Below are 16,792 nucleotides of genomic sequence, written 5' to 3' on the forward strand. Positions count from 1 at the left end.
CCGGATCCACTGCCTGATTTCGTCACGAGCCGCTCTACCGGTGAGCGGCGGCCTGCGCGGTGACGCGCCGGATGGCCTTGACGGCGATGTCGGGGCGGTCGACGTGGATGTAGTGGCCGCTTCCGGCGGCGGTGCTGATGCTGCCGCGGTGCGAGAGCGCGAGCCACTGGCGCTGGCCGTGGGCCCACATCCGCTCCAGGGCGGGCCCGTAGTCGGGGACTTCGGAGTACTGGGACTCGTGCTTGATGATCCGCACCGGGATGTTCCCGACGGAGCGGACCTCAGCATCGGCGATGAGGAACTTCTCCGGGTTCTGCCCCTGGTTCACCGCGATGGTCTGGTCCCGCAGTTCGGCCGCCATGCCGGTGGCCGACGCGGGGATCGCCTTGTTGATGCCCGCGGTCAGGGCCGGGATGGTGGCGTCCATCAGGACCAGGCCCTTGACCCGGTCACGGTGATCGGGGGCGTACCGGGCGGCGATGAGACCACCCATGGAATGCCCGGCCAGAACGACCGCCCGATCACCGACGACCCGGTCGAGCACCCCGGTCAGGATCCGGCCGCTGTCGTCGACGGTCTGAAGGCCCTTCGGCTCATCACTCTCGCCCTCGCCGAGCCGGTCGTAGGAGCAGACCCGACCCTTCTTACTGAGGCTCTTCTGCAACGGAGCCATGGTCTCAAGCCCGTCACCCCCGCCGGCCATGAGCATGACGACGGGCTGACGGCCGCCCGCAGAGCGCCCGGAACAAGAGACGTTGACCGAGTAGCCCTCGACACGAACCTTTCGGACCCCCGAGAACGCGCCTCCCGACGACTGCACCTGAGTCTGCGCCTGGGCCTGGGCCTGGGCGGCAACGCTCCCGTACCCGACGACTCCCGCACCAGCGACGGCACAGAACGTGGCAACCACAGCGGTTGCCTTGAGGGAACGGTTCACGAGGGCCTCCGAGAGAACAGACAGGGGAAGGCGCCGCAGTGCGGCGGCGACAACCCGAACGCTACGAATCCAGCGCCCGCGAATCGTCACCCCGCGGAGCGCACTTCGCTGTAGCTCTCCCGGGGGACAGCGCCGCGGCTATCGGCGCTGCCACGCTCGCACGAGATCCTCCGGCCCCCAGTGCGCCGAGAGCGGCAGATCATCCGTCACCCCGCAGCGGGAGACCGCGACCAGCGGCGTGTCCGGGGTGGTGCCGGGCACGGCGAGCACGTCGCGTACCAAGGCGTCGTACTCGTGACGTCCGAAGGGCTGGGACTCCAGCCACTTGACCGACCCGACGAAGTGCACCTGCCGGGCCACCGGCTCACGGTCTGCCCCGACGAGATCGATCTCGGGGTTGTTCTGGCGGTTCCACCAACCGCCGACGGCCTCGGTCTCGGGCCACTCGTCACTGGGCATCAGCCGCAGCAAGGACTCACGGATCAGTGGCTCGACCGCTCGACCGCGCCAAGTGGTCCACGACCGCTGGATGCGTTCCATCGCCAAGTCCCCCCGGCCACGCTCGATGAGTGGGATCGCGCGCGCCAAGAAGGCCAGCCAGAACCGTAGATACGGGTCAGCGATCCGGTAGCGCTTGTTCTTGCTGTCCGGTTTGGCGGACAGCGGGAGATCAGCGGCCAGGACTCTCTTTGCCTGCAGCATCGCAAGGAGCGGGGAGAGCGTGCCGGACGGCAGCGCGTTGGCGCCACCGGCCTGGGCCGCGATCGCGCTGAACGTGCGCTCGCCGCTGCCCACTGCTTCCAGTACGGCCCGTGAGTGCGAAGCCTCGGGAAACTCACCCAGCAGGGACAGCTCACCGGCCACCAACAGGGGCGAGAGCGGGTTGGCGACCGAGGCCCGCAAGAAGTCCGTACGTCCCATACCCGGCCGCCACGACTGCACGATCTCGGGAAATCCGCCGGTGATCAGCTGGGCATCGACGGCCCCTGCGGCGTCGAGCTCGGTCATGGCCTGCACGTCAGCCAGGTTCAGGGGATGGACGGTCATTTTCGCCGCCCGGCCGAAGAACGGGCGTCCGTACGACTGCAGTGCTTCCATCACCGACGTATCGCTGCCGACCAACAGCAGGAGTACGGGCTTGGACGACAGATGACGGTCCCAGACGGTCTGGAGCGCGCCCTCGAATTCCTTATCCTGCTCGACCAGCCAGGGCACCTCGTCGATCACCGCGATACTGGGTGAGTCATCGGGCACCGCGAGCGCCAGCGAGCGCAGGGCCTGGTTCCAGTCCTGCGCCTGAAGGCCCTCGACCAGCTCCGCTCCCGGCAGCAGCGACTGCCCGAGAGTCGTGGCGAAGTCGGCGCGCTCAGTCACCGGGTTACGCCCCCGGGTGGCCTGGAAGACCACGTACGGCGCTTCCGAGCGGTCACAGAATTCCTGGACAAGACGCGACTTCCCCACGCGCCGCCGCCCAGTCATGATCACGGCCCGCCCACGAGTGGCTCCGGCGCCCTCCACCACTGTCCGGTACTGCTCGGCCAGCAGTTCAAGATCTCCGCCCCGACCTCGGAACTCCACGGCGCACCTCCAGGGCGATTAACGTAGATGGATTATTACGTAGATTGAATCTTACTTCACCTCGACACGACAAAAGGGCCGACTCCCTCAGGAGTCGACCCTTTCTGACCTGCATGCCTGCCACACCAGTGATGTGGTGCCGCATTATCCGCTCAGACGTTGAAGCGGAATCCGTAGTGCAGAGCTCCCACCTGCAGAAACGCGGGTTTTTCAGGGGCTATCCCAGCACCATCCCAGCACAGGCGTTCGTTCCCAGCGCCATGCGGACGAGCCAGCTCCCGTACTCCTACGCAGCTCGGCTGCCGGCGCTCCCGCTCGCGCCCTCGGACGGGAGGGACGTCGCTACCGGGAACGCGGGCCCCATGGCGCGCTGCAGAACTTCCCGGCAGCGATCCCACGCGCTGGGCAAGAGATGCCCGTAGATGTCGACCGTCGTCTTGACCGAACGATGGCCCAGCCAGCGCGAGACCTCGTGGATCGGCACACCGTTGGCCAGGGCCGTGGATGCGAAAAAGTGCCGCAGACTACGGGGCGTGTACTTGGCATTGCCGTCCAGATCGAGCAGGCCAGCCGAGAGGCATGCCTTCTTGAACTGGTAGCCGTAGGAAGCAATGGACGGCATCACTCCAGCGCCAGGCTGACGTGGAGCAAAGAAGGTCTCAAGCCGAATCCGTTTCCCCTTCTGCCCAGTGAAGACGACGGGCACCGGCTTCCACTTCAGGAGGTGCGCGTCGATCTCCTGCTCGACGAACAGGGCGGTTGGGACGTCTCGGCACTCTTTCTCCAGCCGATGCTTGAGCGGCACGAAGGGTGTCTGGCAGTCCTCACGGTGCGCCTTGGCACTGACCTGCCATCGAATCCTGACGTAGCCAGGCCGCCTGCACTCGGAGGAGAAGGCCAGGGCTTCACTGGGGCGCTGGCCTGTCCCGGACTGAAGGTAGACGGTGAGGCGGAAGCGCGGCGCGATGTGTGCAGCGATCAGATCGACCTCGGCTGACGTCGGAACTTCGTCCTCGTCCACCGCCAGCGCGTCCCTGCGGGAGATCCGGATGCCCCGGGCCGGGTTCTCCGTGATGCGCTTGTCCACGACGGCCGCCTCCATGATGGCAGCCACCATCACCATCCGGTCGTTCACCGTCGATGCAGCCAGCCCTGCACCGCCTCGATAGATGTCCTTGATGAATTTCTCAAAGTCCCGCCGTGTCAGCCCAGCCAGGGACTTACAACCGAGGCGCGGCGCTAGATGGTTGTGGACGAACCCTTCGTAGTTGCGGCGGGTCGCCTCACCGATAACTCGTCGCTCCAGCCACTCCCCAGCCCAGACCGCCAAAGACATGGCGCCGCGCACAGGATCGTCGCAGACGCGAGCCTTCATGCCCTTCTCCACACCGGCGGCGAAGGCGTCCGCACCGTCCAGGCCGATCCTCCGCGGAAACGACTTCTCCCTCTGCCGCCCCCGTCTTCCGCCCGGCTCCCGGTACCGCACGGTCCATGCGTGACCGCAGCGTGGACGCACGCACGGATAGTTTCGATCCCGGGTGTCCCCCTTGCACCTCTGAAAGACGCTCGCCATCCATGCTCCTTGCTATCTGCCCCAGCACTGAAGATCTTTGCCCCTCCCTCCCAACCAGGCCAGACGTTCGCTGCTAATCCACCTCTTTCGGCGAACCTCCAGGCCCTATCTGTGATGCCGCTCACGGCTGCCGCAAGGACGGAGGCGTCTGAATGGACTGGAGCACTCCACCCTGAGCTGCGTCGCTAGCTAGAGCACGAGCAGAGACGAACCAAGTAGGTCGTGGCCGATTCCATTGGCGGCGACTTTGCGCCGATGCGACGGATGGGGCGTAGATCTGTACGAGACTGGACCGCGACAGACGTCTCCCTGATCCCCGCTACACGACGAAGCGAGCCTCCCGTGCCACCCCGCCAGAAGAAGCAAGCCAAGCCGGAGGACATGAAGTCCATCCTCTGGAAGTCCGCCGACAAGCTGCGTGGCAGCCTAGATGCGGCCGAGTACAAGCACTTCGTACTCGGTCTGGTCTTCTTGAAGTACGTGTCGGACGCCATGGAGGAGAAGCGGGAGCTACTGGAGGAGGAGCTGCGGACCGGCGGGATGCTCGCCGGGATGGGGCTCGAGGGTACGGCCCCAGAAGAGCTGATCCGCAAGACGGTCGAGGACCCGCTCCAGTACACCGGGGCCGGGATCTTCTATGTGCCACCGACAGCACGGTGGAACGAGGTGCTCAAGCACGCCAAGGTGAGTACAGACGGGCCGAGCGTCGGTGAGGTTATCGACGGCGCGATGGGGACCATTGAGAAGTTCAACCGGCCTCTGAAAGACACCCTCCCGAGGATGTACAACAGCGGTCGAGTCGACGAGCCCACTCTCGCCGAACTAGTGCGACTCCTTGACCAGCTGACCTTCCAGTCGCAGATCTCTCTGGACGGGAAGCGAGTAGGCGCGCGGGACCTGATGGGTGAGGTGTACGAGTACTTCCTCGCGCAGTTCGCACTCGCCGAAGGGCGCAAGGGAGGCGAATACTTCACGCCACCCTCGGTGGTACGACTCCTCGTGGAGATGCTAGAGCCGAAGGAACGTGAGCGGGTACTCGACCCTGCGTGCGGATCGGGCGGCATGTTCGTGCAGGCCGAGAAGTTCGTGGAGACGCACGGCGGCAACCGCTTCAACGTCTCGGTCTACGGCCAGGAACGGAACCAGACGACCTGGCGGCTCGCCAAGATGAACCTCGCCATCCACGGAATCGAGGTGGACCTGGGTGAGGAGCCCGCGGACTCCTTCCGCAACGATCAGCACGGTGATGTGAAGGCCGATGTGGTCCTCGCCAATCCGCCGTTCAACATCTCGGACTGGGGTGGCGAACTACTCGCCGGCGACGAGCGTTGGAAGTACGGGCCCCCGCCGACCAGCAACGCCAACTTCGCCTGGATCCAGCACATGGTCAGCAAGCTCGCGGTCGGTGGGCGGGCCGGAATCGTCCTGGCCAACGGCTCGATGAGCAGCCGGTCGGGCGGGGAAGGTGACATCCGGCGTGCGATGGTCGAGGACGACCTGGTCGCGTGCATGGTGGCGCTGCCGGGACAGTTGTTCCGGTCGACGCAGATCCCAGCGTGTCTGTGGTTTCTGACGGAAGGCAAGGGGAAGCGGCCGGCACGGTCACCGTGGGTTTCGGCAGAGCGGGCGGGTCAGGTCCTCTTCATCGACGCGCGCGAACTCGGCTTTATGGCTACGCGGACAATGCGGGAGCTGAGTGACTCTGAGCTGGCGCGGATCGCGGGTGCATTCCGATCTTGGCGGGGAGTTGAGGGCGAGACAACGTACCAGGACATCGCGGGCTTCTGCCGCAGCGTGCTCCTGGACGAGCTCCGCGAACACGACTTCGTACTGACGCCAGGACGATACGTAGGAACCGCGGCGGTCGCGGACGATCCGGATGCAGAACCGGTGGAGACAAAGATTGCGCGACTCACAGCGCTGCTGCGGGAGCAGTTCGCAGACTCGGAGCGTTTGGCGAAGGTCGTTGACGAGCAACTCGGGAGGCTCTGATGGACGCATGGTCTCACCGAGCCCTGAGCGAGCTGTGCACAACAATCACCGTCGGCCACGTCGGCACAATGGCTGGAGAATATAAGCCCAGCGGAATCCCCTTTCTCCGCTCAAAGAACGTCCGCCCAGGGCGACTCGACCTTGCCGATCTCGCGTACGTGGGAAGCAGCTTCCATGAAGATCTCAAGAAGTCTCAGCTACTCGCAAACGACATCGTTATCGTTCGCACCGGAACGCCTGGTTCTGCCGCTTTGATTCCCGAAAGTTTCGGCGAGGCAAACTGCTCTGACATCATCATCGCGCGCCCAACCAAGCAGGTTTCTCCTCGATTCTTGTGCTATGCGATTAACGCGACAGCAGGGGCATTTGTATCCGCCCACACAGTGGGCGCCGTCCAGCAACATTTCAACATTGGATCGGCACGTAAGCTGCAGATTCATACGCCTCCGCTGCACGAACAGCAGGGTATCGCTGACGTTCTCGGGGCGCTGGACGACAAGATCGCACTGAACTCTTCCCTCGTGGCTAATGCCCGCTCTCTGGGACTTACCCACCTCCGACACGCACTGGCCACGCGCTCCGTCCACCAGTACAAGATCTCGGACATCACGACGTGCCTCACGCGAGGAGGTGCCCCTAAATACGTCGATTCCAGCGAAGGAATCCCGGTCATCAATCAGAAGTGCATCCGCGACGGATACGTGGACCTCGCAAAGGCCAGATTCACCACTCCATCGAAATCACGAGCGGACCGTTTCCTGCAGACAGGCGACGTCCTCGTTAATTCCACCGGCGTTGGCACACTCGGCCGTGTCGCACGCTGGCCCCTCAACGAGCAGGTCACAGTCGACTCACACGTCACCATCGTCCGCTTCGACGCAGAACGCGTAGACCCGATGATCGGCGCGTACGCAATGCTCTTGTCTCAGCCCCTCATCGAAAACATGGGTGAAGGAAGCACAGGCCAGACAGACTTGAGCAGAGCCAAGCTGGCGTCGTTCCACCTCACCGTTCCTTCGGAAGCAATTGCAACGCTTCGCCTGCGCGGAATCCTCCAGTCTTTGGAGGATTCGATTTCTGCAGCCCGCATGGAGAACCAGACCCTCGCCGCTCTCCGCGACACCCTACTTCCACAACTTGTCACCGGAAAGATCCGCATCAAGGATGTCGAAAAGGCCGTGGAGGACGCTGCATGACTACCGACGGGGGAACGGACGCCATGGAAACGGACTTTGGGATCGGCACGGCCACTGGCCGTGCCATGTCCGAGTCGGACTGGGAACGACACGCGCTCGATCAGCTCGCCGAGCGCGGCTGGCAGCACATCCGGGGTAAGAACCTCCGCCCCCGTGATGGGCACCGGAAAGGGTGGGACGACCTCATCCTCTACCCTCGCCTGCGCGCGGCCATCACCTCACGCCACCCCGACCTGCCCTCTTCCGCGGTAGAGGACGCGATCGAGCGGCTACTCGGCACCTTCCCGGCAAACGAAGTCCGCCTCAGCTGGAGCTTCTACCAGCACCTGAAGGCCGGCGTGAAGGTGTCCTACGTCAACCCCGTAACTCAGCAGGAACGACATGTCACTGTCCGACCTGTCGACTTCACCAACCCTCACGGCAACGACCTCGTCGCTGCAAACCAGGTTCGCGTCAAGGGAGCCCGAGGACGCGTCTTCATTTTCGACATCGTCCTTTACGTCAATGGAATCCCGCTCGCCATCATCGAATTGAAGAAAGCAGGCGGCACGGACGATTCCAGATCTGCATACGACCAGATCCAGAACTATCGCCGCGAACTCAAACTCGATCGCGTCTTTCGTACGCTGCTCCTTTCGCTCGCGAGTGACGGGATAACCGCCCGCCTCGGCACCCCGCATACCCCCTGGCAGCACATGGCCCCCTGGCACGCGGAGGAGGACGGCACTCTCCTTCGCAAGCACGAGCGGAACGACGACCTCGCGCTCGACCGCATGATCCACGGCGCACTCGAGCCCGATCGCTTCCTCGACCTGATCGCGAACTTCCTCTCGTTCTCCGCCGAGGGGATGGGCGGCGAGGTCGACACCGTAAAACTTGCCAAGGCCCACCAGTATGTTGCGGTGAGGCAGGCGATCACTGCCACCGCCTCAGCCGTCGCCACTGATGGTCGGGCCGGCGTCATCTGGCATACCCAGGGCGCGGGCAAAAGCGAGGAGATGCTCTTCTATACAGGACTCGCCGCCACCATCCCCGAGGTCGCAAACCCCACGGTCCTGCTGCTCACAGATCGCATCGACCTGGACTCCCAACTCTTCGACACCTTCGCGCAGAGCAAGAGCCTAGAAATGGTTAGCGGTAGCCCGAAGAAGGCAACCAAGGCCAGCCAGTTGCGCGAGCTACTCACCCGCCGAGCAGACAGCGGGGGCATCGTCTTCTCAACGCTTCAGAAGTTCCGAGTGAGCGGAGAGGAACGGAAGGCCGGCGCCCGGCATCCCGTCATCACAGACCGACGTGACGTGATCGTTGTGGTCGACGAGGCCCACCGTAGCCACTACGACCTGGAGGATGGCTTCGCCCGAAACCTCCGCGACGCCCTCCCGAACGCCACTTTCATCGCCTTCACCGGCACCCCCATCAACAACCGGACTGGTTCCACTCACCAGGTCTTCGGGCCAACTATCCACACGTACGACCTCACACAGGCCGTCGATGACGGGGCGACCGTGCCCGTCTTCTATGAGCCGATCCTGCACAAGGTCAATCTCCCCGCAGGGATAGACCTGGACGAGCTCAACGCCAAGGCCGAAGGACTCGTCGAAGGGCTCACTACGGAAGAGCAAGCCCGGGCCCGCAGCATCTTCGCCCGCTTCGAGGACCTAATCGGTGCCTCCGAACGTATTGGCTCTATCGCCGACACAATCCTTTCCCACTGGGACATCCGCCGCCAGGAGATGATCAAACTCACGGGCAGCCCCGGCAAGGCCATGATCGTCTGTTCCTCACGCCGTAACGCCGCCCGCCTCTTCCGAGCTCTGGCCGAACGCCGCCGGGAGTGGACCGGTACTCCCGACCCTGAGACCGAGCTCTACCCGGACGACTCCGGGAAGATCCGGGTGGTCTTCACCGGCAACCCCGGCAAGGACAAGCCCGACATCGCGGACTATGTACGCACCCCAACCCAGCTCAAGAAGATCCAGGACCGTGTCGGCAAGCCTGACGACGAGCTTGAGTTGATCATCGTTCAGTCCTTGTGGCTGACAGGCTTCGACGCCCCTCCCTTGCACACCATGTACATGGATCGCCGCATGCGCGGCGCCGCCCTCATGCAGGCCATCGCGCGCGTCAACCGCACCTGGGACGAGAAGCCCTCCGGCCTAGTGGTGGACTTCCTAGGCGTAGCAAGAGAACTCAAATATGCACTGGCCACGTACTCGGAGGCTGACCAGGAGAAGGAGACCATCGGCGCGCACATCACCGAGGCAGTCAAGTCTGTACGCGGCATGCACAGCAAAGTCGATGCTGTACTGCGGGACTGCCCCTGGCGCACAGCCCTGCGGGATGTCGGACACCGGGAAGCGCTCCGCGAGGCACTAGACCTCCTAGAGACCGCCGAGCCTGCCCTGCCGCCAGGTGAGCCCACCCGGGCACAGCGCTTCCTGCACTTCGGCCGTCTGCTCTCCCAGGCGTTCTCTCTCTGCCCAACCCACCCCGACGTGCAGGACCTACTGCCCGACATCCACTTCTTCGCGAGCCTACGTACGACTTACCAGAAGCTGGCAGCGGAACATCGGCAGCAACTCGGCCTGGCCACCGAAGCGGATGTCCGTCGCATGATCGAGCAGCTCAACGCTGAGATGGTGGCCGCGGACGGCGTCGTGGACATCTACGACGCCGCCGGCCTCACCAAACCCGATCTCTCTCACCTCGACGCGGGCTTCGTGCAGCAGCTCAGGGACAGCCGCCATCCGAACCTGGCGCTCAAGGCCCTGCGAGACGCCATTGCCCGCGAAATCCAGGAAGCGCACCCGAGCAACCTCACGCGACAGAAGGAGTACTCCGAAGCGATGAAGGCGGTGATGAATCGCTATCACAACGGCCTCATCGGCTCTGCCGAGGCTGCAAAACTCCTCGTGGAGATGGCCCAAAAGGTATCCGGTTCCCGCGCGCTTGCTGCCGAACTCGGCTTGTCCGAACACGAAATGGCCTTCTACGACGCCATCGCGGCCAACCCGAAAGCCCTGGAAATGGGACAGGACATCCTGTCCAAGATTGCCCGCAAGCTGTACGAGCAGGTCGCCGGAGACGTCACTATTGACTGGCGCGTCAAGAGCCAGGCCCAGGATCGCATTCGCGCCAAGGTCAAGCTGCTGCTCAACTTCTTCGGCTATCCCCCGGACGAGGAGCCGGCCGCGGTCGACCGCGTCCTGAAGCAGACTGAGGTCATCGCGGACGATCTGGCCTGACGTCCGGCCGCTACCAGCGTGCAAACGCTGGCTGTGAGGTCTGAATCGCGCCCCGCAAGAGGGCTGAGCGCGTCGCGGCGAGGAGCTGTCCGAAGCGGCTGAGCCGAGGCAGATGGCAGTGTCAGTAGCTCATGAGAGGCTGACACTGCCGTCCCCACTGGGGGAACAGAGGATCGACAAGGAGGGCTGTGTGTACGTTACAGAGTTCGGCCTCTCCAGTGTCCGGGGTTTCCATGGAGCCCGTGCTATTGACGCGCTCGCCCTGCCCCAGCCCGGCGATGGCGGCAGTTGGACCGTAGTCGCGGGACGCAACGGCTCCGGAAAGTCCACGCTCTTGCGCGCCTTGGCCCTCGCGCTCGCCGGCCCACGGGTGGCTCGTGCCCTCACCCAGGATTTCGGCGGGTGGATCACTACTGGTGAGACAGCCGCCTGGTGTCATGCGGCTGTCTCACCTGACTACGCAGTCGACCAGCTCACCGGCCGAGGCCGAGGACCAGACGGCCACATGATGCTCGGTCTGGACTGGACGCTACCGAGCGCCGACAACCTTCAGCACAACCCCTTCGGCGGTCCCGTACAGCCCTCACTATCCCGATACGACGGCGTCAAGTACGGGTCTCCGTCAACCGAGCGCGGCCCCTGGTCCGACAATCCGCAAGGCTGGTTCTGTGCCGCATACGGCCCCTTCCGACGCCTGATGGGTGGCAGCGGGGAGGCCCAACGGCTCATGCTCTCGCCGGGGCCCGCGGGACGGATGGCCTCGCTCTTCCACGAGGACGCCTCGCTCGCCGAGGGCGTCAGCTGGCTCAAGGAGCTGAGGCTGCGGAGTCTGGAGGGTAGCGAGGAGGCCACCCAACTCCTGGATACCGTTAAAGAGCTACTCTCCGACGGCCTGCTGCCCAACAAGTATCGGGCGCTGCGGGTCTCGTCCGAAGGACTGTGGGTGGCACCGGCCGACGCCCCAGACCGGGCCTATCCCCTAAGGGAGATGAGCGACGGTTTCCGGACCGTCGTGGCCCTGGTTCTCGACATAGTCCGACAGCTCCAGACCGCTTACGGGACCCTCGACACCGGAACTAACAGCACCGGCCGTCCGATCGTGCGGATGCCAGGAGTGGTCATCATCGACGAGGTGGACGCCCATCTGCACGTCACCTGGCAACGGGCAATCGGCGACTGGCTGAAGTGTCACTTCCCACGGATCCAGTTCATCGTGACCAGCCATAGCCCCTACATCTGTCAGGCCGCTGATCCAGGTGGACTGATTCGGCTGCCGGGACCTGAGGAACAGCGTGCACCTGAAGTCGTAGCACCGGACCTGTACCGGCGGATCGTGTACGGCAGCGGCGAAGATGCCGTGCTCTCCGAGCTCTTTGGCCTACAGACCCCGTACTCCGAGCACGCAGACAACCTCCGAAAGCGGCTCGTGCATCTCGAAGAGAAGGTCTTCGATGAGGAAGCGAATGCCGACGAAGTCGCGGAGTACAAGGACCTGGCGGCCAAGCTGTCGAGTTCCCGCACCGCACGGGTATATGAGATGGCGGCGCACCTCGCAGGTGATCAATGATCCCCGTCCAGCGCCTGCCTGCCACTGACGCGATGACCAAGCTCTGCGACTTTCGCACAAAGAAGATCCAGGATGCAGGCGCTACAAGCAACGCAGCCGATGAGCAGTGGAAGGGGGCGCGAGCGGCCAGAAGACACATTAAAGGTCTACTGGAGCAGATGGCCCCCGGTCGTATCCGTTGCATGTACTGCCTGGATAACCAGGGAACGGACATCGACCACTTCGAGCCGAAGGCTCGTACCCCGCTTCGGACCTTTTCTTGGGACAACCATCTGCTGGCCTGCTCGCACTGCAACAGCAACGAGAAACGCCACCTCTTTCCCTGTGACCCCGAAACGGGCGCTTGCCTGCTCATCGACCCAAGTGTGGACGACCCTGCGGATCATCTGAAGCTGCTGCCCAGGACGGGCGAGCTGAAATGCCGCACACCTAAGGGCAGGCACAGCATCGAGGTCTTTGGGCTAAACCGCGACGAGCTACGGAAGGGACGCGCGGACGCCTGCGAGATGTTCATCTCCGGACTCATCCGATGGCACGACCAGGTGCAGCTTGGAAGGATCGACGCTGCCACACGCACAGCCGTACGACTGCACCGGGCGGACTTCCCAGAAGTGCTCCGTACGCTAGAAGGTTTGGCCGAAACGCCACTCGCCTCGATTTTGGAAGACCGATATTTCCCCGAGGCCCTGTCAGCCTGGGTTGTTCACCACAATGACGCGCCAAAGATTCCTCCTGTCGGCGCGGAACTTTCTGACCAACTCACCGCGTACCCCTAAGCGACTCCCCCGCTTCCTGCGTCGACGTACGGACACACCCTTCGACGCCCTGGTCACCCCACAGCTCTCATTGAGGTACCTAAGAGCGGTAGACAATGACGAGAACAGCAACGAAAGCCGCGTCAGCAGGACAGCACTAGACAGCGATGCGGCAAAAACAGGCCGGTCCCGTTACGAGCGATCGAATTGACCTGAACGACGTACTGGATCCGGCGGAATCACAGCTGATCATCGCCGGCATCGATAGCGTCCGCAGCACCTCAGTCCGCACTCTGAGAAAGGCACTCTAGATGCCCCGTTGCTCTCCAGTCGTGGCCGAGATTATGGGCGGCCCCCATCCTGAGGGAATTCGGCGGGCAAGTGGCCTCTGGGTAACGCCTGACCTGAACAAACAAGAAAGCCGCGTTGGGCATCCGGCCCCATGCCCATGTAACGCATCGGGCCTCCACCTTGGTCAGCCCAAGGCTCCCAAGCTAACGAGAAGCAGGACGAACAGGGTTAGCGAGGCACCACAGGCGGCTCCTCCGCGCGCGATGCAGCTCGGCATGTGCGCTCCCTCAGCACGGGCGAGGATGCCAGCCAGCAGCCCCACGTTGATCGATGCGAGTGTCGCCGCCAAGACGAGCAACACCCTGACGCTGAACGACAGATGCACCTAGGACCTCCGCTGTACGGACGAGTGAAGCTGAACGGCTTGAGCATCCACTCCAGGCATAGGCTGCAGCTATGATTCACAACTACCTACGAACTACTCAGGACTATTTAGCACTATCGGAGGTGAACCATGGGAAGGAGGCCGAAGCCACTCAACCCCAGTGACCCCCTCCACGCGTTCGCCATGGAGCTCGTCAAGCTCCGGGATGCCGCTGGTCCCGCTGGCAGCGCAAGAGCCACCTGCGATCAGGTTGGGGTAACCAGGACTACCTACTACGCCTGGCTGGCTGGGAAGCAGCTGCCCGGCCGAGATTCCCTAGAGCTCACGGTAAGGGCATGGGGTGGGGACTCTGGTCACTGGCTGGACCTTCGGCGGAAGGCAGAGTCTGCACTGGCAACGGCGGCCGACCAGCGCCTCCAGCACGCCAGAAGAGAGCAGGCAGCCCGAGACGGGCACGCAAACCTGATCGGCAGGCAAGCAACAACCCAGCACGCCGACTATGCGACTAAGAGCTCGATCTTTCCTGGTCGTGATCGCACACAGACTCGACGCATCGAGGAGGCGCGCCAAGCCCTCAGTCTGTTCGGGTTCGATGCCGAACGCTCCAATGAGCGCTCCGCCCTGGTGCTACTCGCCCTTTTGAAACTTAACCCGGAAGCCGAGTGGCGAGAATCCGATGCGCCTGTTTTGCGCATGGTGGAGATCATGCAGTGGGTTCGCGAGGTATACGGAAAGGACTACAAACCCAATAGCCGGGAAACGATCCGGCGGTTTACCCTGCATCAGTTTGTCGAAGCCGGACTAGTCGTTCTGAATCCTGATCATCCAGATCGCCCCGCTACCTCACCTAAGCGGTGTTACCAGATCGCACCGCGAGCTCGCGCGCTGCTGCGCTCTCACGGGGAATCTGAGTTCGTTCGTCGTGCGCAGGTATTCTTCCAGTCACACGCAACCCAAGATGCAACCGCTCAGTAGGGTCGCTGTTCTCAACTGACTCGTTCAGGCACGCTTCAGTAGTCCTTAACGATGAAGCACGCCCGTTCGTATAACTCGTCGAAGGTGAGCACTTCGACGTCTTGGATAGAGCGTCTGTACTGCTCGAATGAAGTGATCTTCTCTGCGTTCGCCCCACCGCGTTCTGTGAATTCGCTGAGGCTTCCGATCACCAGTACCTGTCGGGGACGGATAGTGGAGATTTCGATGTCGGTCGGGGCGCCATCGTCTCTGTAGAGCCTGTGCAGTTCGCCTGTGACCAGCCGTAGGGCCTTGTAGGCAGTCTTCTGGACTTGCGCCACCGCGCCGACAACTTCCCTGGAGACTTGATAGACGTCCGGGGGCCGATACGGGGCGTTAGCCAATAAGGGGGTCATGTGGGTCTTGATCTCACAAAGCAGCAGGCTGCTGATGAAGCCTTTGGAGCGCATGACGGCGTCACTGCGCTTGCCAGCTCCTGTGAAGATGTTGGCGCCAGTCGTAATGCGTTCCAGCTTGCCATCGTCGAGAGGTTCACATGCGACGAGGTTGAGGCCGTAACCAAAGATCCACGGGTTCTCTTCAAAGAAGCCCTGCCAGACCGCCTCCGGCCCTGCCGTCCGCCCAAGCTCTCCCTCAAAGAACTCCGGATCGGTCAGCAGTTGTTCGAATCGCTGGAGTTGTGACTTTCGGTTGCTGATCCGCCTAATGTCCTCATCTGTAAGCGTGCCGCCCACGGCGCTCCTGAGCGCTTCGAGCAGGGTCCTGCGGTCCTGGTCGGCTAGCAGCTGAGCCAACTCCGCCTCATCGCCGACGAATAACCGCCGGCTACCGCCAGGGATGTTGTTCAACCCAATGCAGTTCTGGATGAAGCAGATGACCTTCCAGAAATTCTCGTGGACATCGTTGGTGTCGACGAGTGCTTTGATGAACTGGGTGGAATCGGTACCGGGGATGGCCTCCATGACCACAGTCCTCGCGGCCTTGGCCTTGTCCTTCTTCCACAGTTTGATCCTGGGCGAGAGGACACCGTCCCGATCAATGAGGGTGACTTGGCACAGCGTTGCTACCAGCGGCCGGTCATCAAGCAGGAAATCCGTGATTCTTCGACGCGTGCGGGTGTCGTAGAAGTAGGTGTATCCGTTACCGCGGACCTCAAGGTCGGAGAGATCCTGCCGTGTGACGTCGAACTCTGTGGACGGAAAGCTGATACCGAAGCCTCTACCGACCCGCGCGACAGGCTGGGCTGCCTGGTTCTTCCAGTCTGCCGGGATGGCCGGCAGCGCCCTAATCTCGCCTACGACCACGAGGGACTGCACATCCTCGCGCTGGAGCCACGTGAGGAGAGGTTCGAGCCGGGTCCAGATCGTATCTATGACTGGTTTCGTGAACTCTGACAAGAGCGCACGATCCACCGCAAGGACTGCCTCATAGGTGTCGGTCGTCCATCCGTCACCGGGCATGGGGTGATAGAAGCCGCCGTCATGGCGAAGGGATAGGACGGCAGTACGAAGCAGGTCCCGGGCCGCCTCCTCACCGTCCCGGTCAAGGAGGCTGTAGGTCTGCCCGAGGATAAGGTCGAGCTTCCCGGCGTCGCCGTCTTCGAGTGGCAGCGACACCAGCGGCCCGGTGGTATCTGTCGGGATCGGCGTGTAGATCGGCCGGCCCGAGAGGAACTCGAAGACACGGAGGGTCCAGCCGTCCGGCCCCAAGAGCCGGTTCAGGTCCTCAACACGTTGTGTCGACTGATCTACGTCGGACTGTACTTCTGGATGCACAAGTCGTGCCAGGAAGTCGAGGAGTATCTGGTCCGGGCCTTCCAAGAGTTGGAATCGCAGATCCTCGAAGATCCAGTCGTCGGGCCAGTCCATCGGGTTGGTGATCCGGTGCTGAATGATGTCGGCTCGTGCAGTAGTGAACCTGCGATCCGTTGACGGCAGCCCGTCAAGGTCGTAGAGACCCTCCAGGAAGTGCGTCTCCTCGAGCTGTCCCCACCAGGGCCCCCCGTCACCGCGCAGGTAGTCAAAGATGTCGCGTCGCGTTACCGCCGTGATCCTCGGCGTGCCACGCTGCGCAGAGGAGTGATCGGGCTGAGTCATGCACCCAGAATGGACGCCCCTCGGCTAGCCCGGCAGGTTATTGACGACTCTTGAGTCCGTCGGCTTCGGGGCGAGAGGTTTTGCAGTGCAGCAGTCAGTTCCCACATCCGCCCACCCTCAGGACTTCGTACGCGATTCGGGGAGCTCCGTGCGAAACACAATGTCAGCACGGGACAGCATCCCGAGGGTGAGCACAGGTGCC

The 16,792-nt window shown here is 63.1% G+C and carries 10 protein-coding genes; 6 read left to right on the top strand and 4 right to left on the bottom strand.

Annotation, left to right across the window (positions count from 1 at the left end):
- Positions 1–34: 34 nt before the first annotated feature.
- From ACWFRJ_RS20245 to ACWFRJ_RS20255, 3 genes are all read right to left on the bottom strand, one after another.
- Positions 35–709 (bottom strand): alpha/beta fold hydrolase, encoded by a 675-nt coding sequence (locus ACWFRJ_RS20245; RefSeq protein WP_453532432.1) that lies wholly within the window; start codon positions 707–709, stop codon positions 35–37.
- A 366-nt stretch (positions 710–1,075) separates the two neighbouring features.
- Positions 1,076–2,515 (bottom strand): ATP-binding protein, encoded by a 1,440-nt coding sequence (locus ACWFRJ_RS20250; protein WP_453532258.1) that lies wholly within the window; start codon positions 2,513–2,515, stop codon positions 1,076–1,078.
- A gap of 286 nt (positions 2,516–2,801) precedes the next feature.
- Positions 2,802–3,890 carry a tyrosine-type recombinase/integrase gene (locus tag ACWFRJ_RS20255; RefSeq protein WP_453532261.1) on the bottom strand — a complete coding sequence of 363 codons (1,089 nt, stop codon included), beginning with the start codon at positions 3,888–3,890 and terminating at the stop codon, positions 2,802–2,804.
- A gap of 579 nt (positions 3,891–4,469) precedes the next feature.
- Here ACWFRJ_RS20255 and ACWFRJ_RS20260 point away from each other — a divergent pair.
- The 6 genes from ACWFRJ_RS20260 to ACWFRJ_RS20285 all read left to right on the top strand — a co-directional run bounded on the left by ACWFRJ_RS20260 (position 4,470) and on the right by ACWFRJ_RS20285 (position 14,494).
- Positions 4,470–6,080: a class I SAM-dependent DNA methyltransferase gene (locus ACWFRJ_RS20260; protein WP_453532264.1), complete on the top strand. Its 1,611-nt coding sequence runs from the start codon at positions 4,470–4,472 to the stop codon at positions 6,078–6,080.
- Positions 6,080–7,276: a restriction endonuclease subunit S gene (locus tag ACWFRJ_RS20265; RefSeq protein ID WP_453532267.1), complete on the top strand. Its 1,197-nt coding sequence runs from the start codon at positions 6,080–6,082 to the stop codon at positions 7,274–7,276. The genes ACWFRJ_RS20260 and ACWFRJ_RS20265 overlap by 1 nt, the downstream gene beginning before the upstream one ends.
- The gene (locus ACWFRJ_RS20270) at positions 7,273–10,521 is read left to right on the top strand and encodes a type I restriction endonuclease subunit R (protein WP_453532270.1); all 3,249 of its coding nucleotides are present in this window, start codon (positions 7,273–7,275) and stop codon (positions 10,519–10,521) included. The genes ACWFRJ_RS20265 and ACWFRJ_RS20270 overlap by 4 nt, the downstream gene beginning before the upstream one ends.
- Positions 10,522–11,026: 505 nt before the next feature.
- Positions 11,027–12,088, top strand: a complete 1,062-nt coding sequence (locus ACWFRJ_RS20275; RefSeq protein ID WP_453532273.1) for an AAA family ATPase — start codon at positions 11,027–11,029, stop codon at positions 12,086–12,088.
- Positions 12,085–12,864: an HNH endonuclease gene (locus ACWFRJ_RS20280; protein WP_453532276.1), complete on the top strand. Its 780-nt coding sequence runs from the start codon at positions 12,085–12,087 to the stop codon at positions 12,862–12,864. The genes ACWFRJ_RS20275 and ACWFRJ_RS20280 overlap by 4 nt, the downstream gene beginning before the upstream one ends.
- Positions 12,865–13,702: 838 nt before the next feature.
- Positions 13,703–14,494 carry a hypothetical protein gene (locus ACWFRJ_RS20285; protein ID WP_453532279.1) on the top strand — a complete coding sequence of 264 codons (792 nt, stop codon included), beginning with the start codon at positions 13,703–13,705 and terminating at the stop codon, positions 14,492–14,494.
- 35 nt (positions 14,495–14,529) lie between these two features.
- Here the strand turns inward: ACWFRJ_RS20285 and ACWFRJ_RS20290 are convergent, their stop codons facing one another.
- Positions 14,530–16,590, bottom strand: a complete 2,061-nt coding sequence (locus tag ACWFRJ_RS20290; protein ID WP_453532282.1) for a Shedu anti-phage system protein SduA domain-containing protein — start codon at positions 16,588–16,590, stop codon at positions 14,530–14,532.
- Positions 16,591–16,792 lie beyond the last annotated feature (202 nt).

This window comes from Streptomyces sp. NPDC055239 (genome assembly GCF_053606205.1).